At 70.6% G+C, this 2840-nt stretch carries 1 protein-coding gene; it reads right to left on the bottom strand.

Translation table 11 applies throughout. The features are described from left to right. A partial coding sequence (locus tag MJ777_RS06900) for an RNA helicase (protein ID WP_239374261.1) occupies window positions 1-2625 on the bottom strand: 2625 nt, incomplete at its 3' end. Window positions 2626-2840 lie beyond the last annotated feature (215 nt).

Here is a 2840-nt window from a genome sequence, read left to right as displayed (position 1 = left end):
CGCCAAGGACAGCCCGGAGGCCCACCCGAACGCCGCCCAGACGAAGCCCGGCTCAGGCGGGCGCAGGAAGTCAAGCTGCTGGTCAGCCTCGACCTCACGCAGCCGGTCGGCGAGGCGGGCCGTTGCGGCCAGCGCCTCCCGCAACGCCGGGTCGCCGGGGATCTTCGGGGTGGCGGTGTCCTCACCGCGAGGTTCGTAGACCAGCGTGGAGACAGCCGCGGCCAGCGCCGCGGGCGAGAGCTCGTCCCATACGCCGGCACGCAGGCATTCCGCGACCAGCAGATCCTGATCGGTGTACATACGCCCGAGGACACGGCCGGAGGCGGTGACGGCGTCACCGCGCAGATAGTCCAGGGTTTCCAGCGCGGCGCACACCCTGTCAAAGACCTTCGCGACGGTGTTCGTGCGGCCGGCGATCCGCCGCCGTAGCGTATCGGTGTCCCGCTGGAGCTTCGCATGGCGTTCGATCACACGCAGATGCGCCTCCCGGTCCGGGCAGCCGTGCACCGGATGGGCCCGTAGCGCACGGCGCAGCCGGGCGAGGTCCGCGTCGTCGGCCGCGCTCGCCCGCGCGCGGGCCCGGCGTCCGGCTTCCGCGGGAATCTCGATGGCGCGTAGGGACGAGGCGAGATCACGACGGGACTGCGGGGAACGCGGGTTGAACGTCTTCGGGACCCGCACCCGCCCCAGCGCCTCCACCGCGCAGGGAAAGTCGAGCAGCGACAGCCGGCGGACCTGCCGGTCGACAGTGAGGACAACCGGCCGGGGATCGGCGCCGTTGGCGCCCGGGTCGAGCACGACCGCCAGCCCGCCGCGCCGGCCCGCCGGGATGCGCACGACATCGCCGGCCCGTAGCCGGCTCAGTGACTCGACCGCCTCGGCCCGTCGGCGGGCGCTGCCCTCGCGTGACAGCGCCGCCTCCCGCGCTTTGATCGCCTCCCGCAGCGCCGCGTACTGCTCCACTGGCCCCTGCGTGCACGCCATGCTGGCAGCCAGCTCCGCCAGCGCGCCATCGTTGCGGCGGACCTGCCGGGCCAGGCCGACGACCGCGCGGTCGGCCTGGAACTGGGCGAAGGAGGATTCAAGAACACCGCGGGCCTCGGTCCGCCCGAGCCGACCGACGAGATTGACCGCCATGTTGTAGGACGGGCGGAACGACGACCGCAGCGGATACGTACGGGTTGACGCCAGCCCCGCGAGCGCGAACGGGTCGAAGCCAGGCTGCCACAGCACGACCGCGTGGCCCTCGACGTCGATACCCCGCCGCCCTGCCCGCCCGGTGAGCTGGGTGTACTCCCCCGGGGTGATGTCGGCACGGCTTTCGCCGTTGAACTTGCTGAGGCGTTCCAGAACGACCGTGCGCGCCGGCATGTTGATACCGAGCGCGAGGGTCTCCGTGGCGAACACGGCACGCACCAGACCACGGACGAACAGTTCCTCGACGACTTCCTTGAAGGTGGGCAGCATCCCGGCGTGGTGTGCGGAGATCCCGCGTTCCAGACCATCCAGCCACTCCCAGTAGCCGAGTATGCGGAGGTCATCCGAAGGGATGCTGGCTGTGCGTGCTTGCACATGCTGGCGGATGCTGTTCCGTTCATCCAGCGTCGTCAGCTGGAGACCGGCGCGCACACAGGCGGCGACCGCGGCATCGCAGCCGGCCCGGCTGAACACGAAGGTTATCGCCGGCAGCAGCCCGGACCGGTCCAGGTGCTTGATGACGTCGGGCCGGCTCGGTACCCAGGCCCGGCGGCGCGGTGGCGGACCCGCGCCGCCACGGCCAGGGCCGCCGCCGGGCCGAGCGCGCGGCGTCTCGGGACGCCGGTTCTCCTCCCGGGCGAGTCGGAGCAGGCTCGGGTTGATCCGCCAATGCGCGGCCGGTTCCGTCGACGGCCCGGTCACCGCGTCGGCCCGCGCTCGCAGGATGTCGTCCACGGACAGCGGACCACCGTTGACGAACAGGTCGTGCATCTCCCGGTCGGCTAGGACGTGCTGCCACAGCGGTACCGGACGGTGCTCACTGACCACCACGCGGGTGTGCCCGCGCACGGTCACCAGCCAGTCGGCGAACTCCTCCGCGTTGCTTACCGTCGCGGACAGCGACACCAGACGGACACGCTGGGGAAGATGAATGATCACTTCTTCCCACACGGCCCCCCGCTGGCGGTCGGCGAGATAGTGGACCTCGTCCATGACGACGAAGGCGAGACGATCGAGGCCGGCGGGCTCCGCGTAGAGCATGTTCCGGAGGACCTCGGTGGTCATGACGACCACCGGCGCATCCGGGTTACGGGAGGTGTCGCCGGTCAGCAGGCCGACCGAGCCGCTTCCGTGACGGGCGACGAAGTCGGTGTACTTCTGGTTCGACAATGCCTTGATCGGTGTGGTGTAGAAGCAACGCTGGCCTCGCGTGAGCGCGAGGTGGGCCGCGAACTCACCGACGATCGTCTTGCCGGCACCAGTAGGAGCGGCAACCAGGACGCCTTCACCCGCTTCGAGCGCGTCGCAGGCCGCACGCTGAAAAGAATCGAGGCCGAATGGATACCTGCCCGCGAAATCGGCCAGTGCGCTGGGGGAGGTCTCAGGCAAGGCCTCGGGGCCTGGGGAGCCCGCGGGCGCGGTGGACACCTCGTCAGCGTACGGGACCGCTGGCGCGACGTTGCTAGTGGTCGCCGCCGGCAGTTGTTCGGGGGTGCCGGATGACAGACGGATGCATCGTGCGGCGGAGAAGGTCCAGGTAGCGGTGTTCTACCTGGGCCGACGAGCCGGGGTACCCGTGCATCGCGAAGCGATGTGCGGGGAGCGATGAGGCGAGGCGCCGTCTGGCGTCGGCAGACCCTGGA

The organism is Protofrankia sp. Cj5, from assembly GCF_917627405.1.
GTDB lineage: Bacteria > Actinomycetota > Actinomycetes > Frankiales > Frankiaceae > Protofrankia.
This window is presented reverse-complemented; position numbering and strand designations above follow the sequence as displayed.